We start from the raw sequence: 25,064 nt of genomic DNA, 5'->3' as shown, positions 1-25,064 counted from the left end.
GGCTTACAACCCATTGAAGGAGACACCCCATGACCAACGCCCAGCCAAAACGCGACGTGGTTTTCCCGCCCGGACGCCACGCCCTTTACGAGCGCAACCGGTATTCGCCGGCCGTTCGTTCCAACGGCTTTCTGTTCGTCTCCGGGCAGGTCGGGAGCCTTGAGGACGGCTCTCCGGAACCGGATCTGAAAAAACAGGTGCGACTGGCCTTCACCCACCTCAATGCCATTCTCGGCGCGGCCGGCGGCAGCTTCGATGATGTGGTGGACGTGACGGTGTTCATGGTCGATCCGCAATCGACCTTCGAAACCATCTGGGAAGTGGTGCCCGAGTTCTGGGGCGAGGCGCCGCATCCGACCATTACCGCGGTTGGCGTGACGTGGCTGTATGGTTTTCAGTTCGAGATCAAGGTGATTGCCAAAGTGTCGGAATGACCTGATATCGCGTCGATTTGCAGCACGGGCCGACAGTCTTCAGACTGTCGGCCCGCATTCCTTTTGCGATCCATCGCCATGCCCGACACCTTGTTGAAGCCCAGCCTGCCCGGCATCGCTCTGCGCCGCTGGCGAGTGCTGCATCGCGTCAAGCAGAGCCATGCCGCCGAGTTGTTCAAGGTCACCCAGTCGACGATTTCCCGTTGGGAAAGCGGTGTGCAGGCAATGGACCCGGACGCGCATCGGCAACTCGAAACGTTACTCGCGGCGCGACTCGACAGCGCGGCCGATCAGGCCCTCGCACGACTGGTCACTGACAGCGCGCGCCCGGTTCACCTCGTCTGCGACCTGACCCATCGCCTGCTGGCCTGCTCCCCGGCCCGCGCCGCGCAATTCAGCAGTCCTCTGAGCGATCTGATTGGGCAGTCGCTTTGGCGTTTTGCGACGGCCGAAATCCAGCACAAGGAGTCCTTGCTGGATGACGCCGGTTGGCGAGAAATCCAGGCGCCACCGGCACTGGAGTTCATCACCGGCCACAACGATTCAACCCTCGTTCCCATCCGCGAAAGTCTTTGCCGCTGGACGCGGATCGCACTTTCGGACGGCACCGCCGCACGGCTGGTGGAAACGCTATAGGCCGCGCGCCGCATATTTTATGCGTGGACGATGATCTGGGCCGGGCCTAGGCTTTGAGCCCTGCTCTCTCTATCCCGGCCACTGTATGAACCTCAAAAAAATCAAGGGACGCCTCGACTTTCTGCGCGAAGCAGAACGGCTCAAGGACGTCCTCAGAAGCGCTCACACCTCTTCCGGACGCAGCGAAAGCACGGCCGAACACAGCTGGCGTCTATGCCTGATGGTGATCGTGTTCGCCGACGACCTGTCCGGGCTCGACCTGCTGAAAGTCCTGAAAATGTGCGTCATCCACGACCTCGGCGAAGCCATCAACGGTGACATCCCGGCGGTCGATCAAGCCGACTTTCCCGACAAGGGCGAACAGGAGCGCAACGACTTGCTGCTGCTCACCCGCGCCCTGGACGATGCGCTGAGAAATGAAATCCTCACACTCTGGGACGATTACGAAAACGCGAGCTCCCCTGAAGCCAAGGCGGTGAAGGCGCTGGACAAGCTGGAAACACTTTTACAACACACTCAAGGGAAGAATCCGCCAGACTTCGACTATGGCTTCAACCTGGCCTACGGCAAGCAATACACCAACGCCGATCCGCTGTTCGAAACCCTTCGAACCCTGATCGACCGGGATACCCAAGCACGCATGAATACAAACATCACAATCCGCAACGAACGCCCCGAAGACATCGACGCCATCGCCCGAATCACCGAGGCGGCGTTCCAGCACGAAGAACACTCCAGCCACACCGAACAATTCATCGTCAACGCTCTGCGCCGCGCCGGTCAGCTCAGCGTTTCGCTGGTGGCCGTTGACAACGACACGGTGGTTGGCCATGTGGCCATTTCCCCCGTGACGATTTCCTCCGGCGCTCAAGGTTGGTATGGCCTGGGCCCGATCTCCGTGTGCCCGACCCGCCATCAGCAAGGCATCGGTTCGGCGCTGATGAAGGCCTCGCTGGCGGAGTTACAGCGGATTGGCGCAGTGGGTTGCGTGGTGCTTGGCGATCCGGGCTACTACGGCCGCTTCGGCTTCAAGGCTCAGGCAGACCTGGAGTTGCCGGGAATTCCGGCGGAGTACTTTCAGGCGTTGGCGTTTGGCGGTGAGTTGCCGGTGGGCGTGGTGAAGTATCACGAGGGTTTCGACGCGACCGCGTAACCGTTCGCTGCCGTTGAAAGCGGCAGCGAGCAACTTGAATTGCTCACAATTCGTGTTCAACCGCTTCACCAAAGCGCTCTTGATGCCGTTTCGGCGATCAATATTCTGTCAGTAGCCGTTTTTGCCCCTGACGAAACAGAGCCCACGCCATGCCCAGCCCTAGAACCCTGTACCAGAAACACATCGACAGTCACACGGTCTGCACCCTCGACGATCAGGGCCACGTGCTGCTTTACATCGACCGCCAGGTCGCCAACGAATACACCAGCCCGCAAGCTTTCAGCGGTTTACGCGACGCCGGACGCAAGGTCTGGCGCCCCGCTGCCACGCTGGCGGTGGTCGATCATGTGAACCCTACGGCACCGACCCGCACCGCGACCATGCCCGACGCTGGGGGGGCGCGGCAGGTGTCGTATTTCGAAGAGAACTGCCGCGACTTCGGTATCGAGCTGTTCGATGTGCTGGACAAGCGCCAGGGCATCGAACACGTCGTGGCGCCGGAACAGGGTTTCATTCTGCCGGGCATGGTGGTCGCGGCCGGTGACAGCCACACCACCACCTACGGCGCGCTGGGTGCGTTCGGTTTCGGCATCGGCACCTCGGAAATCGAACACCTGCTGGCGACACAAACCCTGGTCTACAAACGCCTGAAAACCCTGCGCGTGACGGTCAATGGCGAGCTAGGCGCGGGTGTCACTTCGAAAGACATCATCATGGCGCTGATCGAAAAGATTGGCGCTTCGGGGGCCACCGGTTATGCGATCGAGTTCGCCGGCCCGGCGATCAGCGACCTCAGCGTCGAAGCGCGCATGACCATCTGCAACATGGCCGTGGAGGCCGGCGCCCGAGGGGCGTTCATGGCGCCGGACGACAAGGTCTTCGCCTACCTGCAACTCAAGCCGCGCGCGCCCAAAGGCGAAATCTGGGAGCAGGCCGTCGAGCGCTGGAAAACCCTGCACAGCGATCATGGCGCAGTGTTCGATCGAGAAGTCAGCCTTGATGTCTCGGCGCTTGAACCGATGGTCACCTGGGGCACCAGCCCGGATCAGGCCGCCCCGGTCGGCGGACGAGTGCCCGACCCGGCCAGCCAGCCCGACCCGATTTTGCGTCAGGGTTTGCAGCGCGCCCTCGATTATATGGGCCTGACACCCGACATGCTGCTGAGCGAGATAGTGATCAGCCACGCCTTCATCGGCTCCTGCACCAATGCGCGGATCGAAGATTTGCGTGACGTTGCCCGCGTGGTGCGCGGCAAACGCGTCGCGGCTCACGTGCGAGCGATGATCGTGCCAGGCTCGACGCTGGTACGCGATCAAGCCGAAGACGAAGGACTGGCGCAGATCTTTCTCGATGCCGGATTCGAGTGGCGGCAATCGGGCTGTTCGATGTGCCTCGCGATGAACGACGACGTACTGGCGCCAGGTGATCGCTGTGCGTCCAGCACCAATCGCAACTTCGAAGGCCGTCAGGGCGCTGGAGCGCGCACTCACCTGATGAGCCCGGCGATGGTCGCCGCAGCCGCCATCACCGGACATTTGACTGACGTTCGCGCCTTCGCGCCGGGAGTTTGAGCCATGCAACCGTTCACCACTATCAGCGGCAGCGCCGCGCCGTTCCTGGCGTCCAACATCGACACTGATGTGATCATGCCCAAGCAATTCCTCAAGGGCATTGATCGTCAGGGGCTCGATAAAGGCCTGTTCTTCGATTTGCGCTTGCTCGCCTCGGGCGAACCCAACCCTGACTTCGTGCTCAATCAACCGGCCTGGCAGGACGCGGCGTTTCTGGTAACTGGCCCCAACTTCGGTTGCGGCTCAAGCCGTGAGCACGCGGTGTGGGGCTTGAAGCAAGTGGGGATCCGGGCGCTGATCGGCACCACGTTTGCCGGGATTTTCTACGACAACTGTCAGCGCAACGGTGTGTTGGCGATTCAGCTCGACGCCGCGCGGTTCAAGCAAGTCGCCGACGTCGTCAGCGCTCCCGCGACGGCGCATATCCGCGTTAACCTGCCCGAGCAAACCATCGAACTGGCGGACGGCACATTGATCGCTTTCGAGATTGATGAGCTGCGCAAACAGTCACTGTTGCTGGGTCTGGACGCCATCGGCACGACGCTGCAACGCACCGAGCAGATTCGCACCTTTGAAGCACGGCATCTCGCGGAGAATCCCTGGTTGGGCTGAAAACAAAAAACCGGGTGGTTCACAGAACCACCCGGTTTCATTCAACCGACAAGTCGCGAAAATACTCTTCGAGAAATTCCACGCACACCCGCAACTTGGCCGACTCGCTGAGCCGTGTCGGGTACACCGCCCAGACGTCGGCGCTCTGGGTGTAATCCTCAAGCACCTGCACCAGCCGCCCCTGTTCGAGCATCGGTTTGACGTCCCACATCGAGCGCAACAGAATCCCGCCGCCGCTCAAGGCCCACTCCATGACGATTTCGCCACTATTGGAAGACAACGGCCCGCTGACCCGCACCGATTCATCTCGCCCGTCGCGGGTCAGGTTCCAGATGCCGAACGAATTGTTGCGCTCCTTGAGCACCAGGCAATCGTGATCCTTCAGATCCTCAAGTGATTGCGGCGTACCCCGCCGTTCAAGGTACTCCGGCGTGGCGCACAGCACTCGCCGGTTGCTGACCAGTTTGCGCGCCAGATGCTGGCCCGGCAGGTCATCGCCGACGAGGATTTCCAGATCGAAGCCCTCGCCCACCAGATCGACCACGCGGTCGAACACGTCCAGGCGAATATCGAGCTTCGGACACGTTCGCGACAGTTCACTGATCGCCGGCGCAACGTGATTGCGGCCGAAACCGAAGCTGCTGCAAATGTGCAGCGAACCTGCCGGCTGATGCCGGGCCTGGGCGATCTCGCCGAGAAAATCATCAAAATCCCCCAGGAGTTTTTCCGCCCAGATCCGCACCCGTTCACCATCGTCGGTCAGCGCAATGCGCCGGGTCGTGCGGTGCAGCAACTTTGTCGAGAGCGTGGTTTCGAGCACCGAGATGCGTTTGCTGACGTAGGCCGGCGAATAGCCCAACTCATCGGCGGCGCTGGCGAAGCTGTTCTTGCGAATGACGGTGAGGAAAACCTTGAGGTCTTCGGGCAAGGGAAATTGGTCACGATTCGTGTTCATAGGCCGAATTTTTCCACTATTTATCTCGCAATTTGCGAAGGATAGCAGTGGCCATGACCGTTCGGCGCTTTTTCTGGCAGCCCCGCACAAACAGGACTAGGGTTGCGTGGCTGGCGATATGCTGGCCACTTGGCAAACGTTTCTCGACGAGCGCCATCAGCAGCACTGGAAGATAAATCAGGGATGGTTTTTTGTGCTTGCCCGGGTTGGCACTCTCGAAGAGTGAACAACCTATCCCTGTGTTTCGTTGCTTTCTATCAAGGACAGAAAGATGACCAACGTACCGGTGAACATCCCCCCTTTGCCTTTCCGGCAAACCTCTTTACTGACGCCCGCCGCCAGACCTGATGGTTTTGGCTGACGACGCCTGCGCGTGAGTCGAGGCAGACACCTCGAACCCGCGCGAATCAACTGACTCGCTCCACCGGATCCGGACGGATCAGGCGTTACCTCGCCAGTGGTTCCTGGTGCTGGCTGTCGCCTGCCTGTCAGGAAAGACTCCCCTCAGCTGAAGGGGACGTTTGCCAACAACCACGAGGAAACCCTCGATATGACTGGCTCAAAACACAACATGCCGCCTTACGGCGTCGCCATCCAGAGCGCCATCACCGGAGGCGATCTGCAACAGATGAAGACTTTGTTGAAACAGCGCGATTCGACGAAGCCGGAAGCGAAAGAGCTGCAAACCGCGTACGAAAAACTGGCCAAGGAAGTTTCCCGTCTGGAAAAACCCTAGGTCATTTCCCACATTGCAATGGAGGCAATCACTATGTCAGCTACTCAGCAAAATGTCGGCTTGTTCCCGGTGAGTTACCGCATCGGTACGGGGCTGCCCGGCGCGCAAAGCCTGTTGCTCAACCTGCTGGTGTCCACGCCGCAGCATGAGGTCAGCGGCGGCGCCACCGTCACTCAAGCGACCAACCCACCGCTCGACATCCACTCGGATGTCTGGGGCGAGTACACCTATCTGACCGTCATGAAACCCGGCGTCAGCAAAATCCTGATTACCGCCGAAGGCAATCATGGTGGCCACGGTTCCAACTCCATCATCAACTTCAAGATTCGCCTGGTAGTCGGCACTGACTGGAAAGAAGGCGTCGCCAACTACCAGTACCTCAATGGCACGCACTGGGTAGAGGTCAACAACGTCCCTGTGCACTTGGCGGAAGTGCAGTCGAAGGTCTTCCCACCGTTTGAGCCAGGCCCGGTGATCATCCACCACAACCCACCGATCCTGCCCCTTTATGCCGCGCCCATCCAGAGCGCCATTGCCAGCGGTGATCTGGCGCAAATGAAAAACCTGGCGAAGCTGGCCAAGCAGCAATTGGATCAGCAACCGCAATTGCAGAGCGCACTGGAAGCCGCGAAGAAGGAAATCAGCCGGTTGCAGGCACGCTGAGCCGGCCACTGAATCCATCACTTACTTTAGGGAGTAGCACCATGTCGATCGGACTTTTTCATACCCGCCTCATCGCCAGCAATTCCTTGCTCGGCGCCCCGGTTCTGACCCTCGATCTGCTGGTCAATACCGTCAGTAAAAAAGTCAGCGGGGTTGCCAGTGTCTTTCAGAGTACCTGGCCAACAGTCAATTTTCGCGCGCGGGTCTGGGGCGACTATAGCGAGGCCAAACTGACCTCCTCGGTCGAAAATCACATTGTCCTCGTTCTCGACGGCAACCCGAGCGGCCCAATCAGTCAGATCGCCGAGACTTTTCATCTCAAAGGCATTCTGGACGGCACCTGGGAGAGCGGCTTTGTCGATTACAGCTACGACGGGCAACAGGTGAAACACGTAGCGGTGCATCAGGCGCCGATCGTTGAACCACAACCACAACCACATCACAACCTGCCGTTGTATGCCGTGGCCGTGCAGCAAGCGCAAACCAGCGGTGATCTGGCGCAGCTGAAAACCGTGGTGCAACAGGGCGAACAGCAGGTGGCTCACCAAGGCGCCTTGCGCAGTGCCCTTGAGCATCTGAACGCCGAGATCGCGCGTCTGGAAGCACGCTAAACCGCACGCCCCGGGCGAGGTCACTGCAGGCCTCGCTCGGTCTTGCGGCGAATCGAGATCAGTCCAATCGTGCCGCGCACAGGACCGTGCGCAAGGATCTCCCATGACAGACATCCGCCCTGCCCGCTACCTCAGCGACACCGATCTCAAACGCTACGTGCCGGTGCACGTGGTCTGGGAAATCACCCTGGCCTGCGACCTCAAATGCCTGCATTGCGGCTCGCGCGCGGGGCATCGACGCCCCGATGAACTAAACACCCGTGAATGCCTCGATGTAATCGATTCCCTTGCTGCACTCGGCACCCGCGAGATCACGTTGATCGGCGGCGAAGCCTATCTGCGCAAGGACTGGACGCAGCTGATCCAGGCCATTCACGACCACGGCATGTACTGCGCGATCCAGACCGGCGGACGCAATCTGACACCGGCGAAGATGCAGGCCGCAGTCGATGCGGGTCTCAACGGGGTCGGGATTTCACTGGATGGGCTCGCACCGTTGCACGACCAGGTGCGCAACGTCCCCGGCTCGTTCGACAAGGCTGTCGATACCCTGCGTCGGGCCAAGGCGTCCGGGCTGGCCGTCAGCGTCAACACCCAGATCGGCGCGGCCACGTTGCCTGATTTGCCGGAGCTGATGGACACGATCATTGAACTGGGCGCCACCCATTGGCAGATCCAGATCACCGTGGCCATGGGCAATGCGGTGGATCACCCGGAACTGCTCCTGCAACCCTATCAACTGCTGGAAGTGATGCCGCTGCTCGCGCGCTTGTACCGCGAAGGCGTGGATCGCGGCCTGCTGATGAACGTCGGCAACAACATCGGCTATTACGGCCCTTACGAACATTTGTGGCGTGGCTTCGGTGACGAGCGCGTGCACTGGAGCGGCTGCGCGGCCGGTCAGACCGTACTGGCCCTCGAAGCCGACGGCACGGTGAAAGGCTGCCCGTCACTGGCGACCGTCGGTTTCTCCGGCGGCAACGTGCGCAATATGAGCCTGCACGATATCTGGCATTACAGCGAAGGCATCCACTTCGGCCGTCTGCGCTCGGTCGACGACCTGTGGGGTTACTGCCGCAGCTGCTATTACAACGATGTCTGCCGGGGCGGCTGCACCTGGACCTCTCACTCATTGCTGGGCAAACCCGGTAATAACCCGTACTGCCATTACCGCACCCTGGAACTGCAAAAACGCGGATTGCGCGAGCGCATCGTCAAGATCGAAGACGCGGCGCAGCGTTCCTTCGCCGTCGGACGCTTCGACCTGATCACCGAGCGCATCGACACCGGCGAGCACGTCAGCAGCGTCAGTGATAGCGGCCAGGTGATCAAACTCGCCTGGATCAATCAGGGCCAGAAATCCCCGGAGGAAGGACGCATCCCCGTGCAACTGGCGCTGTGCCGCAGCTGCCTGCAATACATCCACCCACATGAATCGATCTGCCCGCACTGCCACGCCGACGTCGCCGCCGCCGAAGCCAGGCACCAGACAGATCGCGCCCGTCAGCAGGCGATCATGAACACGTTGACGGGTTTGCTGGGGGTGGCGCCGAGCACATTGGGTTGAAATACAGGGATGAATAAAAAACTCGAACTCGCCACATCGCTGCGTATCCAATGATTACGCCACTGGAGGCCTGCGATATGAACAGCGAAGAGAACCAACCCACCCTTACCTCAAATGCCCCGCCCACCGACAGCTCCGGCAAACCGGTCAATGTGGTCGAACGGGATCTTCGGGACAGCGACCACGACACACAAGCCGTGGATGAAACCATCACGCCTTCTTCCATTCGAACCAAGGAACAGGACGCCGAAGAACTCAAAAGGAAAACCGACGAGATCGAACGCAAGGTAGCCGATGGCAACTAGCACAGGTCAGGTCCAGGTAACTCGGGAGGACCTGGACCTGCCTTTCATCCAGAAAATCCGCCTGTTTTCTCCTTTCCGGGAAATAAGTAGCTGTTTTCCATGAAATTTATTTGCCTCAGGGGTTCCCAGAACGCAAGAGCGCTGGTAAAGTGCCGCCCACTGTTGCAGAGGTCCTCTCGGGACTGAAACCAATAGCTACAGGGGCGTCGCCAAGCGGTAAGGCAGCAGGTTTTGATCCTGCCATGCGTTGGTTCGAATCCAGCCGCCCCTGCCATTTTCTTCCTCGTTTCACCCTCCTCCGCTTCACCTCTGCCTTCAACGGCAAATCATTTTTTTGAATTCAACGTAATCGCCGAACGCACCAGCGCTTTCAGTGCCTTTGCATCTATTTTGTCGTCTTCGTGAACATCAATCGCCCGCCGGGTATTGCCTTCCAGACTGGCATTGAACAGCCCCGACGGATCCTCCAGCGCCGCGCCTTTGGCAAACGTCATTTTCACCACGGCCTTGTAAGTTTCCCCGGTGCAGATGATGCCGTTGTGTGACCAGACCGGAACGCCCCGCCACTTCCACTCCTCGACGACTTCAGGGTCCGCCTCATGAATGATTGCGCGAATCTCGGCCAGCTTCTGGCCGCGCCAGTCGTTCAATTCCTTGATTCTTGCGTCGATCAGTGCAGAGGGATTCTCCGTCGCCGCGACGCTGCTGTCCTTCTTCATATCCTGTTTCTCCCGAAAAACCTTGTCCGCTATCCAGCGTAGCGCCGACTGCGCCAAACGATAGGCAAAAAAAGCCCCGCAAAATGCGGGGCAAAGGAATTGGTTGGTTGCGGCCAACCAAAGGAGCATCGTCAAAAGCGTTAACCGTCAGGCGTTACAGGCACTCCTGGGCAGCCTGTTCAAAACTCGACGGTGTGAAACTTGAAGCCAGCAAGTGGCGCTCGTACAAGAACACCTTGCCGCCGTCCTGCGCCTTGTAGGCTTCCAGCACGTTGTCCGCCGACACCTTGCTCGGCACCACGATCCGGTAGCTGCGCTGGGTCTGCGAGACCGTCGGGCGCATCGCACCGTGCTGCAATTTCGGTACGACGCATTCGGCGTATTGGGCGGGCGTCTTGTGCGTCTGCAGGGTCAACGTCGGGTCGTTCGGCGCGGAGGCGCAAGCAGTCAGCAACAACGTGGCAGAGGCCATGGCAGGGATAAAAAAAACACGCATGGATAAAATCCTGAAAATAAAGGGTTCGGTTCTCAAGCAACGTTCAGCGTCACGGGCGCTGCCGTTGCAGTTTTAATAAGTGTGTTCAGCCAGCCGTCACCAAGGCCTTGAGCGAATCGTCGAACTGCTTCAGGGCGCTGAATTGCAGGTCCCGTTGCTGCTCGATCTGCGCTGCGATCTCTGGCGCTGCCTTGTTGTGGACCCACACCGAAGGCATCTGCTTTTGCACAGCCCCTTCGGCCTTGCCGATGTATTGCAGGTTGGCGTCGTAGAAGCGTGCGACGAACCGCGCTTCAACCTGGCTGTTGCGCTGGGTCAGCAAACGGTTGTGGGTGTCGAGCATCACCACCACGTCCGGATGCGCCTGCACCAGTGAATCCAGGTTGTCGTAGACCGTCACCGAGAGAAATTGCTGTTGCAGCGAGCTCATCAACCAGTCGATGGCCAGTTCCGGATCGGAGCTGTTGACGAAGGCGTCGCGGATCCGCGCATCGAGCGCATCCTTGGCACCATTCACCGCCACGTCGTGGTAACGCTCCAGGTATTGCTGGTTCTCCAGCGTGTTTTCGCTGTAAAGCACACCCACGGTTTGCGAATGCTGCAGCCCGCTGCTGGCACCAACGATGGGCAGAAAATGGCACGTACCGGCGTCGCTTGCGTAAGTCGGTGCGGTCACGGCCACCCCGCCCATCAGCAGGGCGACTACAGCCAGTCGGGTCAAAGTCTTCATCGCGCAAATTCCTTCAGCAGCGTGTTCGATGGAGGCGATTTTCCGCCTATCGGCCACAAAGCAGAACTTGCGTTTCTTGATGGTCACTATTACTTGAACCAATAGTTGTGCAGCGTGCAGACTGCTGCACACTCGATCACAACGAAAACAAATGAGGATTATCCGTGCGAACCTTTGATCTGATCCGCGATGCCGTCCTGCCCGAATTCCGCGACCGGGTAGCCGAATACCTCGTCGAATACGAAACCGTGCTGGGCCAGTCAGCGGACGATTCTGAGTCGGTACGGGCCGTTGCCAATCAATTGCGCGGCTATCTGCGCGGGCTCAATACCACGCGAGTGCTGGGCATGGCGGACTGGGAAGAACTCGACCGACGCGTGCTGGACACCTGGCTCTAGCGATCCCCCGATGACCCGCTAGACTCTTCAGGCTGCGCCCGCAGCGCCAGACCTGGAGGTGTCCTGTGAGCAATAACACCGAACCGACGACGTTTACCGGATGGGCCGCCACATCGGCCGGCGCACCACTGGAGCGCTACAGCTACGATCCCGGTCCGCTGGGGGATGAAGAAGTCGAAGTCGCCGTGGAGTATTGCGGCGTCTGTCACTCTGACCAGTCGCTGATCGACAACGACTGGGGCATCAGCCAGTACCCGTTCATTCCTGGTCACGAAGTAGTCGGCCGCATCGTGCGTGCAGGCCCGCAGGTCCGCGGCCTCGAAGTCGGCCAGCGGGTCGGCATCGGCTGGTACAAGAGCAGTTGCATGCATTGTTCGTCCTGCATCGGCGGCTCCCATCACCTTTGCGCCACCGCCAAACCCACGATCATCGGCAGTCACGGCGGTTTTGCCGACCGACTGCGCACTCATTGGGCCTGGGCCCTGAAGCTCCCGGACAACCTCGACCCGGCCCTGGCCGGCCCATTGTTCTGCGCAGGCTCCACGGTATTCAACCCGCTGGTGGAATTTGGCATCAAACCCACTGACCGAGTCGGTGTCGTCGGGATCGGCGGCCTCGGCCACCTGGCGCTGCGCTTTCTCAATGCCTGGGGCTGCGACGTCACGGCGTTCACCTCGTCACTGAGCAAACAAGACGAAGCCAAACGCCTCGGTGCCCACAAGGTCGTTGCCTCCACCGACAGCGATGCATTGAAAGCGATCGCCGGCACACTGGATTTCCTGCTGATCACGGCCAACGCCAACCTCGACTGGACGGCCATGCTCGGCACCCTGCGCGGCAAGGGCCGGCTGCATTTCGTCGGCATCGTGCCTGACGCGATTCCGGTGCACGTCTTCAATCTGATTCCCCAACAGAAGTCTCTGTCTGCTTCACCGGTTGGCTCGCCTGCCACGGCGGCGACCATGCTTGAGTTCTGCGCACGGCATCAGATCCTGCCGCAGGTCGAGGAATTTCCGATGAGCAAGGTCAATGAAGCCGTCGAACATCTGCGCAGCGGCAAGGCGCGCTATCGGATTGTGTTGAACGCCAGCAAATGAACAAGGACGCGTGAGCCAAATACTCACGCGTCTTTTTTTTGCCTTGCGAAATACCTATCAATATTTTTATACCTGCACGTCTAAAACAGAATTTCATTTATGGCTTATTACGCCCTAGCCTCTCGCCATCTTCCACTTGCGAGAGGCTCCCATGCCATTTGTCATCTATATCTTCACCCTCAGCGCTTTTGCCCTTGGGCTCGCTGAATTTGTGCCGATCGGCCTGACCGGAGTCATAGCGCAAAGCCTGGGTGTCAGCGTCGAAGCGACCGGCGCGACCATCACTGCGTATGCATTGGGCGCAACCGTTGCCGCACCGATCTTCAGTGCACTGACCGCCAGTTGGTCGCGCAAGAATGTGATGTTGGCTACGGCGCTGGTGTTCAGTGCAGGTAGTCTTGCCGCTGCGTTTGCCAGCACGCTGACACCGATGCTTGTTGCCCGTTTCATCGCCGGCATGGGCCACGGCCTGTTCCTGGCCGTGGCGTCGAGTACGGCTGCGCGCCTGGCGGGCCCCGGTCGGGCAGGCAGCGCCGTCGCCGTTGTATTCGGTGGTTTCACGCTGGCCATGGCCATTGGCGTGCCCATCAGCACGTATCTGGGAGGCGTGATGTCGTGGCGTCTGGTGCTGGCCGCCATCGCGGTATTCGGTGCGATCGGCTTCTTCGGGCTGCTGTTCGGTATGCGCGATCCGCTGCCGACCGCGACCAGCAGCGGTTCGGCAGTCGACAGCCTCAAAGCATTGGTCAACCGCAAACTGCTGGCCGGCGCGCTGGTCACCGTGCTCGGTTACGCGGGTTCGTTTGTTGCCTACACCTACATCGCTCCAGTGCTGACTGAGGTCACCGGCACCACCGCCACCACCGTCGGCGTGTTCATGTTGCTGTACGGCGTGATGGCCGCCATTGGCAACATGCTCGGCGGCAAGCTCACCGATGCCTGGGGCGTTGACCGTGCCAGCGCCACGCTGATCGCCGGGATCGCACTGGTCACCGCCGGCATGTGGGCGTTCTCCGGTTCGCCAGTGCTGATGGGAGTGTTGGTGGCTTTGCTCGGGATGTTCAGCTTCGCCGCTGTGCCGGCCTTGCAAGCACGACTGATCGGGATTGCCGAACAGCACGCACCTCATGCCCACGGCGTCGCCGCAGGCTTGAACATTGCCGGTTTCAACTCCGGGATTGCCCTCGGCTCGGTGGCCGGTGGCGTGACCATCAGCCAGGTCGGACTGAGCTACGTCGGCCTTACCGGTGCAGTGGTTTCGGCACTCGGTCTGCTGCTGATTCTCGGCCAGATGTCGACGAACTCCTCGCCGCGTTATCGCCCAGTCGATAACGCCTGATCGGCCTCGTCTCGGGAAACGCCGCAACGGCGATTTCCCGAGGCGAGCACATCGGTCGCCTGCCATGGTAAAAACCAGATTCAGCCCCCGGACGTCGTCAATCCATGAGCCACCTCACTCACCTGCGAACCTTCCTCGAAGCCTACCGCGCCAAATCCTTTTCCAAAGCCGCCGAGCAGCTGGGCATCACCCAGCCCGCGGCTTCGATGCATGTCCAGGCCGTGGAAGCATTGGTGGGCAAACCGCTGTTCCACCGCATGCCGAGAGGCGTCGAACCGACCGAGGCCGCCGATGAACTGGCCCGCTCGGTCGCGCCTTTTCTGGACGGTCTGGAAAACAAGATCGCCTCGCTGCGCCCCGGGCGGCTCAAAGGCGGCACGATTCATCTGGTCGGGCCTTCGGACTTCATTCACTCGCAGGTCGCCGCCCGGCTGGCGCCGCTGATGGATGAGGGTTTCCTGCTGCGCTTTCACACCGGCGCGAAAAAACGCATCTACGAGATGCTCGAATCAAAGCACATCGATTTTGCGATCACCGCCTCCCTGCCCGACGAGCAGACCCACGGTTTTGCCCATCTGCTGACCGAACGCATGCTGCTGGTCTACGCACCCAGCCTGCTGGATCGACTGGGGAAACACCCGACTCAAGAACAACTGACCCAGGTGCCGCTGATTGCCTTCGACGAAGACCTGGCCCTGGTGCGTCCGCTGTGGTCGTCAATGTTCCAGATCGCCCCGCAACTGCAAGCGGCGCTGACCATTCCGGACCTGCGGATCATCAAGGACCTGGTGCTCGGCGGCCACGGTTGGACGGTCCTGCCGGATTATCAATGTGTCGAGGCGATTGCCGACGGCCGATTGATATCCCCAACCGCGCCCGGCGAAGCCCCCGTCAACGTGCTGTATCTAGTGTGGCGCAAGAACGCGTTGCAGAGTCCGAGCCTGGTGTATGTACGCGATTATCTGCTGAGTGCGTTCTCCTCCAGCGCCTGACTCAGGCCCGGACAGGACTGCCGCGCGCTGACAGCCATGTTAATATGCCATCACTTTTTCCTGACGATGCGTGCCCGCATGGATGCCTTGATTCACCGTATCAGTTGCTTGACCGTGCTTGCCGTTGCCGTGGGGCTGAGTGGATGCCAAAACACTTCTTACGAGGCTCCCCGGACCACGCCCAAGAAACAGACCGCTACTGATTTTGACGCCATGGGCCGAATGGAATTTGATGCCGCCATGAGCGGTCAGCCCGATCCGGATTCCATTGTGCGCGACGGTGACTATGTGTCCTACCTTGTGATCTCGGCCCAGGAGCGGACCATACTTCATCTGGCGCGTTTCGATACCCATTGCAAATTGCCGGACGCACAGATGGCGCACCTGACCACGGGCGGGATGATGCGTTTCGCGGTGAATCGCCAAAGCGACACGCCTGAGGGCAGACAAATGCCCGCCGAACAGAAAAGGCAGTTTCTGCAGAGCGCCCAGTTGAAGCAGGTTTGCGCTGAGACTGCAGCCCCTCAATGGCAGGTGATTGCGGCCCCCGAGCAGGGCGATTGGCAGATGATCGATCGCGTCAGTTTGAAGCAGAAGGACGGCCAGACAGCCTTCTGGTCGGCCCGGGTACCCGCCGCAGAAGCGCTGATGCCATCCGATAACAGTCTGTATGCGCAGGAGCGTCAACGCTGGAGCGCCGATTGCACTCAGCAACGGCTGACGTCCCTCAGCACTTTTTACCTCGACAAGCAGAATCGCCTTCTCGGTGGATCGGTGACCCGGGATCCGGTTGCCAGGCCCAAACTCGATGTCGATGAGAAACAGTTGCTGACACTGGTCTGCGGCCCTCGGCAGGCGCTGGATCATTACAAACCGTTCCAGGGACGAGAGCAGGCGGCCTTTGTATTGCCTGATCCGCTGCTTCCCGCTTCAGTGGTGAAGGCCATCGAAGGGCTGAAACTGCCGGCCCCGGAAAAGGACATTCGACACTTGCGCCTGTCGTTCAAGGAACTCAACGAGGTACGTGAGAAAAAGAACCTCACGGGGCCCGACCTGTCGTTCATCGATGACCTCAAGCGACGTCCACTGGGGCGATTGGGGCGTGATACCACTTACCTCGCCTACCAGCCGGGCAAACAGTTGACTGAGCGATTCGACCGAAAAATCCATCAATCGGTGGAGATCAGTTTTCGCGGGCTGACCGAACTGGCCAAGGTTAAATACACCAGTGAGCTCAACAGGATCAGGGTGACAAGGGACGCCATCATTGATCTTCGATTCGAAGGTGATTGGGCGAACATGCCTGTGGGGTCCCGCTTGAGCTACACCGTGCAGAGATCCAGCCCCCGATACCAGAAAGCGCCCGCGCTGGTCGACAGCAAAATCGAATGCACCGTGCAATCGCAAAAGCCTGCCAGCGAGTTTTATTCGACATTGACGGGCAGTGCCAAGGTCGTCAGTTGCATGGGCGAGGATTACCACCTCGGCCAAAGCACCGCCCTGTACGCCTATCTGTCGACCTACGGGATGTTTGTACCAATTGATCTCAAGCAAGGCCGTTACTACGGCCAGTTCAAAATCGAGGTGGCTGAGTGAGGCGGCAGAAGCTTTAAATCGTCGTCAATCACAAAGAACAAAAAAGAATTAATAAATACAAAATCAGTATTTATCGTTATAAAAATATCGGCGTACTCTCAGCTCATCCCGTCATTGATCACAGTGAAGTGCGCCATGAATCCAACCGACAACCTGATCGACTTCGCCGCCTACCGCAAACGCCGTCAAGCCCAGCAACGGGCCCGCGCGATGTGGGAAATGTATGCGCGCAACGCCGGCTACCAGGCTTTTCAGTGGGTGCAGGCCGCTCGTTCCGACGAGCCTCGTCAAGCGTGAACGCACGTGAACCCTCGCGCTTTCTGGCGAGCGCCGACGAACCCGTGCTGGATCTGAACAACCTCGAATCACTGGAAGAAGACCCGATCTGCGAACGTGTCGCGCAGAACCTGCAACGCCTGCGTGGCAAGCGGCACTTGTCACTGGATGCCCTCGCCCGCCAGTGCGGCGTGAGCCGGGCGATGCTGGCGCAGATCGAGTCCGGCCGCAGCGTGCCCTCGATCAAGGTGCTGTGCAAAATCGCCAAGGGTTTGAAAGTGTCGGTGGCAGCGTTTCTGGAACACCGCGCGTTTGAAGGGGTAGCCGTGTTGTCGGCGAGTCAGAGCAAACGGCTGGTGAGTGCCAGCGGTGCGTTCGTCAGTCGGGCGTTGTTTCCGTTCGATGTGGCGCGCCAATCGGAATTCTATGAATTACGCCTGAGCCCCCTGGGCGAGGATCACTCCGAGGGCCACGGCCCCGGCGTTCAGGAGAATCTGGTGGTGTCCCAGGGCGTGCTGGAGATCAGCGTCAACGACGAGCGTTACCTGCTGTCGACCGGAGACTCGATCCTGTTCTACGCCGACCAGCCCCACCGTTATCGCAATCCGGCCGACAGCGAGGCTGTGGCCTATCTAGTCGTGACCTACCCGGAACGTCTGGACTGAAAACCGCCTTCACCGAATTCCAGAAATGCAAAAGCCCCCGCAGCATCAAGCTGCGGGGGCTTTTTTATGCGCTACCCGGAATCAGCAGGTGCAGCACATCATCGGCATGCCGTTGCAGCTCATCATCATCGGCATGCTGCAGTCGTTCATCATCTTCATCATCAGGTTGCAGCAGTTCTTCATCATGTCCATGTTCATGCCTGGCATCGGCATGATTTTGCACATCATGCAGTCGGCCATCATGGTGCATTCCATCACGCACTTCATCGATGGCATCGGCATGCCCATCATCGGCATCGGCATCATCATGTTCATCATCGGCATGGCCATCGCCGCCTGGGACATGCACATCATGCTCATGTTGCCGCAATGCATCATCATCGGCATGCCGCAGTCCATCATCATCTGCATCATTTCGCAGCTGTTCTTGAACATGGCCATGTCCATGCCAGCGGCCGGCATCATCTTGCACATCATGCCGTCGTCCATCATTTCGCAGGACATGGTCGCCATCATCATCGGCATGCCTGTCATCGGCATCATCGGCATGTTGGCGTTCATCGGCATTTGCATCTGCATGGCGTTCATCATGGTGAAGCTCCCTGAGGATTTAAGAACTGGATGAGAAGTTGATGGGGCTGATTCTAAGGATTGGAGAATCCGCAACAAGCTGTCCATCGAGCAGCAAAAAGTGCTGTTCAAACGTTTCAAGTGCAGCGTTCCGTGCGCCCTGAACTGTTGCGACAGCAGATTAGACGCGATCACGGAAAGATCAAACGTAAGCACATGTATTCAGAAGCGATGGATATGCACTTCAATACCAAGCAAATAACTTAAAGAAATAATCGATCTAACCGATGGCGATTATTTTCACACTCACTGCTTATTCCATTATTTAACTGGCAAACCACTTTTTAATCTTTTATTGCTATTACCACCTCCTCCTATAATTCGGGACAGTTCTTAACAATAAGGAAGTTCCATGCCGCAACGTTTCCTGATGGCCGCACTGTTCCTGGCGATCGCCGGTTGTGCCAGCCCTCCTCCTGTTTCCGTGCATACCAAAGATCCCGCGAGTTCAACCTTGCAAGGCGATGCCACACGTCCGGCGCAGGCGCAGTGGGTTCGCACCGAGTTGTACTTCTCGGTGGGGCCGATTGACGGCAAGGAAGGTGTGGTGAGCCCGGCGCGCTGGCGCGAGTTTCTCGATCAGGAAGTGACGACGCGGTTCCCGGACGGGTTCAGCGTGTTCGATGCGTATGGGCAGTGGAAAGACCACGACGCGAAAGTGCCGGAGCGACTGGCGACCAAGGTGATTGTGATCCTGCACGAAAGTGGGCCGAAACGTGAGAGCGACATCGAGGCGATTCGTTTGGCTTACAAGCGGATTACGGGGGATTTGTCGGTGCTTCGTTTGTCTCAGCCGGCTGTGGTGTCCTTTTGATCGCTTGCCCTAGCCCTCTCCCGGAGGGAGAGGGAACTGACCGCGGGATGCTTCAGTACTACGTCGACCTGAACCTGCTCTTCTGAATCCATAATCGACTCGCTCTCTCAGGTCGATGTATCTCGCAAGACACTTCGGTCGGCCCCCTCTCCCTCCGGGAGAGGGCTGGGGTGAGGGCCTGGCGTCAGATGATTCACCGCAGCCAGCAACAGCGCCCCAACCACCAACACCCCAATCCCCAAAAACGCCCCCAACCCCACCACCGTCACACTGGAATACAGCATGTAAACGCACAACCCAAAAAACAGCAGCGGCAAAATCGGATAAAGCGGCACCCTGACCGGCCGTGGCACGTTCGGAAAGCGCTTGCGCAGGATAATCAAAGCCAGACTGCTCAAACTCAAAAACAACCAATACACCGGCGTCAGGTACTCAACCATGGTGTTGAAGCCACTCTGAGTAAAACTGCCAAACAACACCAACAACAACGCCACCGCGCCCTCGGCCAGCAAGGCCTTGCGCGGTACGCCGTCGCGTTCGTCCCACTCACCGAAGCGACGCAGTTGCGGCACGTCCCGGGCGGCGGCGTAGGTGGTGCGGGCACCGACCAACAGCGTTGAATTGATAGTGGCGATGGCCGCGATGCCGACCATCAACAGGATCAGCATCACCCCCGGCGCACCGAACGCACGGTTCAACAATTCCACCGCCGGCGCGTTGCTCGCGGCCAGACCTTCAAACCCCAGGCCTTGAACGAATGCCCAGTTCAACGCCAGATAGATCGCCATCAACACCGTCAGCGCACCCAGCATGGCGATGAAGATTCCGCGCCGGCCATCGCGCACTTCGGCGGACAGCGTCGCCGCATCACTCCAGCCGCCGAAGGCCAGAAACACGAAGATCATCGCGGCAGAAAATCCTGCCGCACCCGTGTGCTCAGGCGTGACCGGCGCACTCGGCGCAAGCGGTTCGACGCCCTGCCACACCAGCCACACGCCGGCGCTGGCAATGCTCAGAAAGCCCACGGCAAGCAGCCCGACCAGCACGGTCTGGGTGATGAAACCGATGTGCTTGCCCGTCAGATTCAGCAGCACCAGTGCGGCAATGATCGCGCCGGCAAACAGCCCCGACCCGTACTGTCCCAGCGGAAAAACCGCGTTGAAATAATCGGCGAACATGAACGCCGACAACGCGATCCACCCCGTGTGCATCACCGAGAAGCGCGACCAGGCGAACAGGAAACCCATGCGCTCGCCATACGCGGTGCGCAGGAAATGATAGTCACCGCCCGGGTGCGGAAACGCGGTGGCCATCTCGGCGAAGCACAAGGCCCCGGCCATCGACGCCAATCCGCCGAGGACCCAGACCCAATAGAAATGTTCCGGCCCGACGTTCAAGGCAACGGTCGGCGCGGTTTTGAGAATATCGGTGGTGATGACCATGCCCAGCGTGATCAGCAATGCCTGGAACACCGGCAGATGCCGCTTGGGGCCATTGGTTTGAGTCATGAAGGTTCCCGCTGATGATCCGCCATCCATGGCGGAAAAGGCTCAGAAGCCGTAGGTGGCGGTGGCGTAGTAGTACGCGCCGTTGGTGCCGATCGGCGAGAGTACGTCGTACGGCAGGTTGCCGCCGTAGTTGATGGCCGAGCCGGAGCGTTCCGGGTAGTTGTCGGTCAGGTTGTTGCCGCCCAGGGCGATGCTGAATTTCGGGGTGAACTTGTAGGTCACCTCGGCATCCAGTTGCCACACCGCGCCGTAGGTTTGCTCAGGCTGAGAGTCACCGAAATCGAACACCCGGGTGGTCTCGCCCTGACGAGTCAGACGGCCGAGAAGGCCCCAGTGTTCGCTGGCCCAGTTGGCGGAAAACACGAAGCGATCCTTCGGCGCCGCATCGGTGAGGGTGTTGGTTTCCTCGACGCCGACCAGCGCATCGTTGCCGATCCCCAGCGCGGTCAGTTGCGACGGCGTGCCTTTGGTGCTGGTGACTTTGGTGTGGTTGTAGGTGTACGCGGTGGTCAGGCCCAGTTGCCCTTCGTAGAACGGCTGGTGATAGTTGAGCACCAGTTCCGCGCCGTGGGTGCTGGTGTCGGCGGCGTTGGTGAAGAAGTTGACATCGTGTACGCCCGCCACGCCGAAGTTGTCATTGATGTAGCTTTCCAGCGCGTCACTGCCGATGCGTTGCGACAGCGTGATGCGATCCTTGACGTCGATGCGGAAAACGTCGAGCGAGGCGTCAAAGCGTTCGTTCAACTGGAACGTCAGGCCGAGGCTGTAGTTCTTCGAAGTTTCCGGATCGAGCTTCTGCGCACCGAGAGCACGGGCGATCGGGTCGTTGACCGACAGCACGCGAATGTCGGTGAGCGTGCCGCCGTCGCCGAAGTTGCTGGTGGTGCTCTGGAAGCCACTTTGCGCCAGCGAGGGCGCGCGGAAGTTGTTCGATACCGCGCCGCGCAACGCCCACTGCTCAGTCAACTTGTAGCGACCGCTGAGCTTGCCGGTGAGCTTGCTGCCGGCGGCGTCGTAATGTTCCCAGCGTGTGGCAGCGTCGACGAAGAAACGGTCGGTGAGATCACCGGACAACTCGGCGTAAGTGCCGAACACGTTGCGGTCCAGGTCCGACTCTTCACTCGGGCGCAAACCGTTGGCGCCGTCCGCGCCGGAGCCGATGTAAGAGGCCTCGTCACCGGCGTAAGTCAGGTAGTTTTCGTAGCGGTATTCACTGCCGAGCGCAAGGACGAAGGAGCGTCCGCCCAGCCGCAGTTCACGGCTGAAATCGAGGTTGGCGGTGGTCTGGCGCAACTCGTAGTCGCCGGTGTCGAATCGGGTCGGCGAGTCCTCGCCGAGGCTGACGTTGAGGGTGCGCCGGGTGGCCCCGTCGAAACGGTTGCGACCGTGGGTGACGCTGCTGTCGAAATCCCAGTCGTCACCGATCAGGCCTTTGAAACCGGCCGTCGCGGAGATGTCCTTGTTGTCGCCGATCGACTGCGGCAAATAACCGTTGGGGTAGAACTGCGGCTGCTCGGACGGATAGCGATAAAACTCGGCGCCCGTGGTGTGCCGCTGGTTGTAGGTGCCAAACGAATAGGCCTTACCGCCGGCCAGCGGCAATTCGCTGTTGAACCAGAGGTTCACGTCCCGCGCGATACCGTCGCCCATCACGTAGTTGCGCTGGTTCGGCGTGTCGGCAAAACCGTCGTAACCGGCGCGGTTGGTCGGGTTGCGATTCTTGTACTCGGTACCGCCACGAATGAAGCCGCCCTCCTCACCCAGTCGCGTGCCGATCTTGGCTGTGGTCACACTGTTCTGGCCGTCTGTGGTGGTTTTACCAATGGCGTCCTGATGGGTGTGGTAGGCGCCGTAGCTGGTGGACACTTCACCGCCCTCGGGGGCGTCGTCGAGGATGATGTTGATCACCCCGGCAATCGCGTCGGAGCCGTACTGCGCACCCGCGCCGTCACGCAGCACTTCGATGCGTTTGATTGCGCTGATCGGGATCGAGTTGAAATCCACCGGCGCCGTGCCGCGGCCGATTTTCGACGAGTCGTTGACCACCGCCGACGTGTGTCGGCGCTTGCCGTTGACCAGCACCAGCACCTGGTCCGGGCTCATGCCACGCAGCTGCGCAGCACGCACATGGTCGGCACCGCCGGAGTTGGACTGGCGCGGAAAACTGAACGACGGCAACAGCGTCTGCAACGCCTGGCCGAGTTCGCCATCACTGGCGCCGGCAGTTTTCAGGTCTTCGGCAGTCAGCACATCCACCGGCACCGGCGAATCCAGCACTGTGCGGGCGGTGCCACGGGTGCCGGTGACCAGCACGGTACCCAGCCGTGTGTCATCGTCGGCGCGCGTGGAAGTCTCTTCAGCTTGCGCAGGAAGTTGCCAGATTGCACTGACAACAGCGATGGCGAGTAATGAACGCGAACGGTGAATCATGCGACAGCTCCTTGAATCGCAGTTAATAACCGGCCGCTGCCGAATCATTAAGCGTCGGCAATCAGTGCACGGTAATTTCTGCTGTAGTTTTGATGTTCAGAAAGGCAGCGAAGTGTGTTGAACAACTATCGACTGTTAGAGCGCAAGAACCCCAAAGTTAGTAGAACCCCCTGTTTACCGATCCTAGACGAGCAGTCGCCTGCCGCAAAAGAACCAATAACGCTTAGGTTATGCCCGACGAACGGAGTGTTGCCTGAGCAACACTAGTGCTTACAAAACAACATGAACACCAAACTAACGAGCAACTAATCGCGCACATTAACGCACTCCACACTGTTGTAGAGCACGTTCTTAATCTGTGTTTTTTTTCGGCGCGAAGTTAAATGCCGTCAGTCGAAATCCTTTTCCCGCCAGGCATCTTCGGCAATGTCCAGCGCATCGCCGCTGAAACGCTGCTCAATGAAAGGATCGGCGTGCAAATGAAAGCCGTTGCGCTCCCAGAAGCCCGGTTGTTCCTGATCGGTGAATTCGAGCCCGCGCAGCCATTTCGCGCTCTTCCAGAAGTACCGCCCCGCCACCACCAGACGTAGCGGCCAACCATGTTGCGCAGTCAGCGGCTGACCGTCGTAATGGGTGGCCAGCAGGCTGTCCGGGTGCAGCAGGTCATCGAGGTGCAGATTGGTCTGGTAATCGTGATCGGCGTGGGCCATGACGAAGGACGAGGTCGGACGAATGTCCAGCGCCTGCAACAGGTCCTGCAGGTGCACCCCGCTCCAGCGGGTGTCGAACTTCGACCAACGGGTGACGCAATGGATGTCACACCGCAGCTCTCGTTGCGGCAGCGCCTGCAGATCGGCGTAAGTCAACTCGACCGGGTTAGCCAAGGTGCCGAACAGGCGCAGCGACCACGTCGCCAGGTCATACGTCGGCACCTCGCCCTCGTGCAGGATCGGGAAACGCTCCGTCAGCACCTGCCCCCGAGGCAGCCGTTCGCCCAGCGCCACATCGGCTTTCGGCGAACGGCTTTTGCGCAGACGCGCAGCCTTGTCGTGCATGTCTGCCCCTCAGTTCGCCACGGGAATCCAAGGTGCCCGCGCCACATTGGCGGAATCACCGAAGGACGGCAGTTTCTGCCCCAGATCCCGCACGTTCTTCACGTCCAGATCCAGCAGTTGCTGGCGAGTGATCAGGGTCGGTGGAACCAGCACCTTTTGCCCCGGATTTTCCCCCGCGATCAGCAGCGCCAGACTGCGCACACTGATCGCACCGGCGACTTGCGGATTGACCGCCGCCGTTGCGGCCCAGGCACTGCCCGGTTCTTTCATGATCTGGATATCGGCGGTGGAAATGTCGGCGCTGTAGATCTTCACCTTGCTGCTCAGACCGGCCTCGTCCACGGCGATTTTCGCGCCTTTGGCGAACTCGTCGAACGGTGCGAAAATCACGCTGATTCCCGGATTGGCCCGCAGCACGGCGCTCGCCTGATCAGCCACCGAGTTGGCAATCGGCGGATTGAGCGTGCCGAATCGCGCCTTCTCGATGATCCCCGGATTGCTCGCTTTGACCTGGCTCCAGATTTCGTCGCGCCGCTCCATCGGTGTGAAGCCGCTGATGTAGACATACCCGGCGTCGAAGCGGGTGCCGTTGTCCTTCACCGCTTGATCGAGCGCCAGACGCGCCAGCGCGTGGTGATCCTGTTCGACCTGAGTCACTTGCGGCGTGTTCAGGTCGACATCGAACGCGACGACCTTGATGCCTTTGGCCAGGGCCCGGTCGATCGGCCCCTTGAGGGTTTCCGCCAGGCCCAGTTGCACGATGATGCCATCGACACCGAGGTCGGCTGCCTGATCGATCATCTCGCCCTGACTGGCCGCCTGCTGCCGGGCATCAAACACGCGCAGATTGGCGCCCAGCGCTTCGGTCTGTTTCTCGACGCCGCGCAGGTAGGCTTCGGGGAAATCCCCGGAGAACAGATAGCCCACCAGCGCGATCTGTACCTGACCTTTATCGAACGGCGCCGGTGCACCGGGCAAGGCCTTGGCCTGCGCATTAAGCGCCAGCGCCGAGAGCAACGCCCCGGCGAGGCAATGACGTGCGAACTGCTTGATTGAACCGTGCATGGGTCTTTCCT

27 protein-coding genes, 1 tRNA gene and 1 pseudogene are annotated in these 25,064 nt (G+C 59.8%); 20 read left to right on the top strand and 9 right to left on the bottom strand.

Going from position 1 to position 25,064, the window contains the following annotated elements:
- Positions 1-29: 29 nt before the first annotated feature.
- From JJN09_RS12860 to leuD, 6 genes and pseudogenes are all read left to right on the top strand, one after another.
- Positions 30-434 carry a RidA family protein gene (locus JJN09_RS12860; RefSeq protein ID WP_249490464.1) on the top strand — a complete coding sequence of 135 codons (405 nt, stop codon included), beginning with the start codon at positions 30-32 and terminating at the stop codon, positions 432-434.
- 78 nt (positions 435-512) lie between these two features.
- On the top strand, positions 513-1,070 hold the full coding sequence (locus tag JJN09_RS12855; RefSeq protein WP_249490463.1) for a helix-turn-helix transcriptional regulator: 558 nt from the start codon (positions 513-515) through the stop codon (positions 1,068-1,070).
- 85 nt (positions 1,071-1,155) lie between these two features.
- Positions 1,156-1,713 (top strand): annotated as a pseudogene (locus tag JJN09_RS12850) (HD domain-containing protein); the annotation flags it as partial.
- Positions 1,711-2,223, top strand: coding sequence for a GNAT family N-acetyltransferase (locus tag JJN09_RS12845; RefSeq protein ID WP_249490801.1), 513 nt, complete (start codon positions 1,711-1,713; stop codon positions 2,221-2,223). The pseudogene JJN09_RS12850 and the gene JJN09_RS12845, both read left to right, overlap by 3 nt.
- A gap of 149 nt (positions 2,224-2,372) precedes the next feature.
- Positions 2,373-3,794, top strand: coding sequence for a 3-isopropylmalate dehydratase large subunit (gene leuC, locus JJN09_RS12840; RefSeq protein WP_249490462.1), 1,422 nt, complete (start codon positions 2,373-2,375; stop codon positions 3,792-3,794).
- A 3-nt stretch (positions 3,795-3,797) separates the two neighbouring features.
- The gene (gene leuD / locus JJN09_RS12835; protein WP_249490461.1) at positions 3,798-4,406 is read left to right on the top strand and encodes a 3-isopropylmalate dehydratase small subunit; all 609 of its coding nucleotides are present in this window, start codon (positions 3,798-3,800) and stop codon (positions 4,404-4,406) included.
- Positions 4,407-4,443: 37 nt separating this feature from the next.
- Here leuD and JJN09_RS12830 read toward each other — a convergent pair whose 3' ends face one another.
- A complete protein-coding gene (locus tag JJN09_RS12830; RefSeq protein ID WP_249490460.1) occupies positions 4,444-5,361 on the bottom strand; it encodes a LysR substrate-binding domain-containing protein in 918 nt (305 codons plus the stop codon).
- Between the two features lie 550 nt (positions 5,362-5,911).
- Here JJN09_RS12830 and JJN09_RS12825 point away from each other — a divergent pair.
- The 6 genes from JJN09_RS12825 (at position 5,912) to JJN09_RS12800 (ending at position 9,517) form a co-directional block, all read left to right on the top strand.
- The gene (locus JJN09_RS12825) at positions 5,912-6,097 is read left to right on the top strand and encodes a DUF1843 domain-containing protein (protein ID WP_114886659.1); all 186 of its coding nucleotides are present in this window, start codon (positions 5,912-5,914) and stop codon (positions 6,095-6,097) included.
- Between the two features lie 33 nt (positions 6,098-6,130).
- Positions 6,131-6,760, top strand: a complete 630-nt coding sequence (locus JJN09_RS12820; RefSeq protein ID WP_249490459.1) for a DUF1842 domain-containing protein — start codon at positions 6,131-6,133, stop codon at positions 6,758-6,760.
- Positions 6,761-6,801: 41 nt separating this feature from the next.
- Entirely contained in the window at positions 6,802-7,371 is a 570-nt protein-coding gene (locus tag JJN09_RS12815) for a DUF1842 domain-containing protein (protein ID WP_249490458.1), read from the top strand.
- A gap of 103 nt (positions 7,372-7,474) precedes the next feature.
- Positions 7,475-8,938 carry a GDL motif peptide-associated radical SAM/SPASM maturase gene (locus JJN09_RS12810; protein WP_249490457.1) on the top strand — a complete coding sequence of 488 codons (1,464 nt, stop codon included), beginning with the start codon at positions 7,475-7,477 and terminating at the stop codon, positions 8,936-8,938.
- Between the two features lie 77 nt (positions 8,939-9,015).
- Entirely contained in the window at positions 9,016-9,243 is a 228-nt protein-coding gene (locus JJN09_RS12805; protein WP_249490456.1) for a hypothetical protein, read from the top strand.
- Positions 9,244-9,442: 199 nt separating this feature from the next.
- Positions 9,443-9,517: transfer RNA gene (locus JJN09_RS12800), tRNA-Gln, on the top strand.
- Between the two features lie 52 nt (positions 9,518-9,569).
- Here the strand turns inward: JJN09_RS12800 and JJN09_RS12795 are convergent.
- From JJN09_RS12795 to JJN09_RS12785, 3 genes are all read right to left on the bottom strand, one after another.
- On the bottom strand, positions 9,570-9,962 hold the full coding sequence (locus JJN09_RS12795; protein ID WP_249490800.1) for a DUF1801 domain-containing protein: 393 nt from the start codon (positions 9,960-9,962) through the stop codon (positions 9,570-9,572).
- A gap of 154 nt (positions 9,963-10,116) precedes the next feature.
- Positions 10,117-10,458 (bottom strand): hypothetical protein, encoded by a 342-nt coding sequence (locus tag JJN09_RS12790; protein WP_249490455.1) that lies wholly within the window; start codon positions 10,456-10,458, stop codon positions 10,117-10,119.
- Positions 10,459-10,543: 85 nt separating this feature from the next.
- Complete coding sequence (locus tag JJN09_RS12785; protein ID WP_249490454.1) at positions 10,544-11,188, bottom strand: ATPase; 645 nt, start codon at positions 11,186-11,188, stop codon at positions 10,544-10,546.
- Between the two features lie 164 nt (positions 11,189-11,352).
- Between JJN09_RS12785 and JJN09_RS12780 the strand changes: the two genes are divergently transcribed.
- From JJN09_RS12780 to JJN09_RS12750, 7 genes are all read left to right on the top strand, one after another.
- Positions 11,353-11,586, top strand: a complete 234-nt coding sequence (locus JJN09_RS12780; protein ID WP_096821642.1) for a hypothetical protein — start codon at positions 11,353-11,355, stop codon at positions 11,584-11,586.
- A 65-nt stretch (positions 11,587-11,651) separates the two neighbouring features.
- A complete protein-coding gene (locus JJN09_RS12775; RefSeq protein ID WP_249490453.1) occupies positions 11,652-12,683 on the top strand; it encodes an NAD(P)-dependent alcohol dehydrogenase in 1,032 nt (343 codons plus the stop codon).
- 151 nt (positions 12,684-12,834) lie between these two features.
- Positions 12,835-14,022, top strand: coding sequence for an MFS transporter (locus JJN09_RS12770; protein WP_249490452.1), 1,188 nt, complete (start codon positions 12,835-12,837; stop codon positions 14,020-14,022).
- A gap of 104 nt (positions 14,023-14,126) precedes the next feature.
- Entirely contained in the window at positions 14,127-15,014 is an 888-nt protein-coding gene (locus tag JJN09_RS12765; protein WP_249490451.1) for a LysR family transcriptional regulator, read from the top strand.
- Between the two features lie 78 nt (positions 15,015-15,092).
- On the top strand, positions 15,093-16,610 hold the full coding sequence (locus JJN09_RS12760; RefSeq protein WP_249490450.1) for a hypothetical protein: 1,518 nt from the start codon (positions 15,093-15,095) through the stop codon (positions 16,608-16,610).
- A gap of 135 nt (positions 16,611-16,745) precedes the next feature.
- Complete coding sequence (locus JJN09_RS12755) at positions 16,746-16,907, top strand: hypothetical protein (protein ID WP_170929559.1); 162 nt, start codon at positions 16,746-16,748, stop codon at positions 16,905-16,907.
- Positions 16,908-16,960: 53 nt separating this feature from the next.
- Positions 16,961-17,551 (top strand): helix-turn-helix domain-containing protein, encoded by a 591-nt coding sequence (locus tag JJN09_RS12750; RefSeq protein WP_173861382.1) that lies wholly within the window; start codon positions 16,961-16,963, stop codon positions 17,549-17,551.
- 81 nt (positions 17,552-17,632) lie between these two features.
- On the opposite strand, the gene JJN09_RS12745 is transcribed toward JJN09_RS12750, so the two are convergent.
- Positions 17,633-18,142: a hypothetical protein gene (locus JJN09_RS12745; protein ID WP_249490449.1), complete on the bottom strand. Its 510-nt coding sequence runs from the start codon at positions 18,140-18,142 to the stop codon at positions 17,633-17,635.
- 391 nt (positions 18,143-18,533) lie between these two features.
- On the opposite strand from JJN09_RS12745, the gene JJN09_RS12740 reads away from it, so the two are divergent.
- Positions 18,534-18,995, top strand: coding sequence for a DUF3574 domain-containing protein (locus JJN09_RS12740; protein WP_249490448.1), 462 nt, complete (start codon positions 18,534-18,536; stop codon positions 18,993-18,995).
- Positions 18,996-19,102: 107 nt separating this feature from the next.
- Here JJN09_RS12740 and JJN09_RS12735 read toward each other — a convergent pair whose 3' ends face one another.
- The 4 genes from JJN09_RS12735 to JJN09_RS12720 all read right to left on the bottom strand — a co-directional run bounded on the left by JJN09_RS12735 (position 19,103) and on the right by JJN09_RS12720 (position 25,053).
- Entirely contained in the window at positions 19,103-20,503 is a 1,401-nt protein-coding gene (locus tag JJN09_RS12735) for an APC family permease (protein WP_249490447.1), read from the bottom strand.
- A gap of 42 nt (positions 20,504-20,545) precedes the next feature.
- On the bottom strand, positions 20,546-22,933 hold the full coding sequence (locus tag JJN09_RS12730) for a TonB-dependent siderophore receptor (RefSeq protein WP_249490446.1): 2,388 nt from the start codon (positions 22,931-22,933) through the stop codon (positions 20,546-20,548).
- A 389-nt stretch (positions 22,934-23,322) separates the two neighbouring features.
- The gene (locus JJN09_RS12725) at positions 23,323-23,988 is read right to left on the bottom strand and encodes a sulfite oxidase-like oxidoreductase (RefSeq protein WP_249490445.1); all 666 of its coding nucleotides are present in this window, start codon (positions 23,986-23,988) and stop codon (positions 23,323-23,325) included.
- Between the two features lie 9 nt (positions 23,989-23,997).
- The gene (locus tag JJN09_RS12720; protein WP_249490444.1) at positions 23,998-25,053 is read right to left on the bottom strand and encodes a substrate-binding domain-containing protein; all 1,056 of its coding nucleotides are present in this window, start codon (positions 25,051-25,053) and stop codon (positions 23,998-24,000) included.
- Between the last annotated feature and the right edge of the window lie 11 nt (positions 25,054-25,064).

Source organism: Pseudomonas sp. HS6, assembly GCF_023375815.1.
GTDB lineage: Bacteria > Pseudomonadota > Gammaproteobacteria > Pseudomonadales > Pseudomonadaceae > Aquipseudomonas.
Note: the sequence above shows the minus strand (reverse complement) of the source record. Positions and strands in the feature narration are given on the sequence as shown.

Coding starts and splice junctions, on each gene's coding strand:
- JJN09_RS12860 (WP_249490464.1), top strand. CDS start 30: ATGACCAACGCCCAGCCAAAACGCGACGTGGTTTTCCCGCCCGGACGC.
- JJN09_RS12855 (WP_249490463.1), top strand. CDS start 513: ATGCCCGACACCTTGTTGAAGCCCAGCCTGCCCGGCATCGCTCTGCGC.
- JJN09_RS12845 (WP_249490801.1), top strand. CDS start 1,711: ATGAATACAAACATCACAATCCGCAACGAACGCCCCGAAGACATCGAC.
- leuC (WP_249490462.1), top strand. CDS start 2,373: ATGCCCAGCCCTAGAACCCTGTACCAGAAACACATCGACAGTCACACG.
- leuD (WP_249490461.1), top strand. CDS start 3,798: ATGCAACCGTTCACCACTATCAGCGGCAGCGCCGCGCCGTTCCTGGCG.
- JJN09_RS12830 (WP_249490460.1), bottom strand. CDS start 5,361: ATGAACACGAATCGTGACCAATTTCCCTTGCCCGAAGACCTCAAGGTT.
- JJN09_RS12825 (WP_114886659.1), top strand. CDS start 5,912: ATGACTGGCTCAAAACACAACATGCCGCCTTACGGCGTCGCCATCCAG.
- JJN09_RS12820 (WP_249490459.1), top strand. CDS start 6,131: ATGTCAGCTACTCAGCAAAATGTCGGCTTGTTCCCGGTGAGTTACCGC.
- JJN09_RS12815 (WP_249490458.1), top strand. CDS start 6,802: ATGTCGATCGGACTTTTTCATACCCGCCTCATCGCCAGCAATTCCTTG.
- JJN09_RS12810 (WP_249490457.1), top strand. CDS start 7,475: ATGACAGACATCCGCCCTGCCCGCTACCTCAGCGACACCGATCTCAAA.
- JJN09_RS12805 (WP_249490456.1), top strand. CDS start 9,016: ATGAACAGCGAAGAGAACCAACCCACCCTTACCTCAAATGCCCCGCCC.
- JJN09_RS12795 (WP_249490800.1), bottom strand. CDS start 9,962: ATGAAGAAGGACAGCAGCGTCGCGGCGACGGAGAATCCCTCTGCACTG.
- JJN09_RS12790 (WP_249490455.1), bottom strand. CDS start 10,458: ATGCGTGTTTTTTTTATCCCTGCCATGGCCTCTGCCACGTTGTTGCTG.
- JJN09_RS12785 (WP_249490454.1), bottom strand. CDS start 11,188: ATGAAGACTTTGACCCGACTGGCTGTAGTCGCCCTGCTGATGGGCGGG.
- JJN09_RS12770 (WP_249490452.1), top strand. CDS start 12,835: ATGCCATTTGTCATCTATATCTTCACCCTCAGCGCTTTTGCCCTTGGG.
- JJN09_RS12765 (WP_249490451.1), top strand. CDS start 14,127: ATGAGCCACCTCACTCACCTGCGAACCTTCCTCGAAGCCTACCGCGCC.
- JJN09_RS12760 (WP_249490450.1), top strand. CDS start 15,093: ATGGATGCCTTGATTCACCGTATCAGTTGCTTGACCGTGCTTGCCGTT.
- JJN09_RS12755 (WP_170929559.1), top strand. CDS start 16,746: ATGAATCCAACCGACAACCTGATCGACTTCGCCGCCTACCGCAAACGC.
- JJN09_RS12745 (WP_249490449.1), bottom strand. CDS start 18,142: ATGATGAACGCCATGCAGATGCAAATGCCGATGAACGCCAACATGCCG.
- JJN09_RS12740 (WP_249490448.1), top strand. CDS start 18,534: ATGCCGCAACGTTTCCTGATGGCCGCACTGTTCCTGGCGATCGCCGGT.
- JJN09_RS12735 (WP_249490447.1), bottom strand. CDS start 20,503: ATGACTCAAACCAATGGCCCCAAGCGGCATCTGCCGGTGTTCCAGGCA.
- JJN09_RS12730 (WP_249490446.1), bottom strand. CDS start 22,933: ATGATTCACCGTTCGCGTTCATTACTCGCCATCGCTGTTGTCAGTGCA.
- JJN09_RS12725 (WP_249490445.1), bottom strand. CDS start 23,988: ATGCACGACAAGGCTGCGCGTCTGCGCAAAAGCCGTTCGCCGAAAGCC.
- JJN09_RS12720 (WP_249490444.1), bottom strand. CDS start 25,053: ATGCACGGTTCAATCAAGCAGTTCGCACGTCATTGCCTCGCCGGGGCG.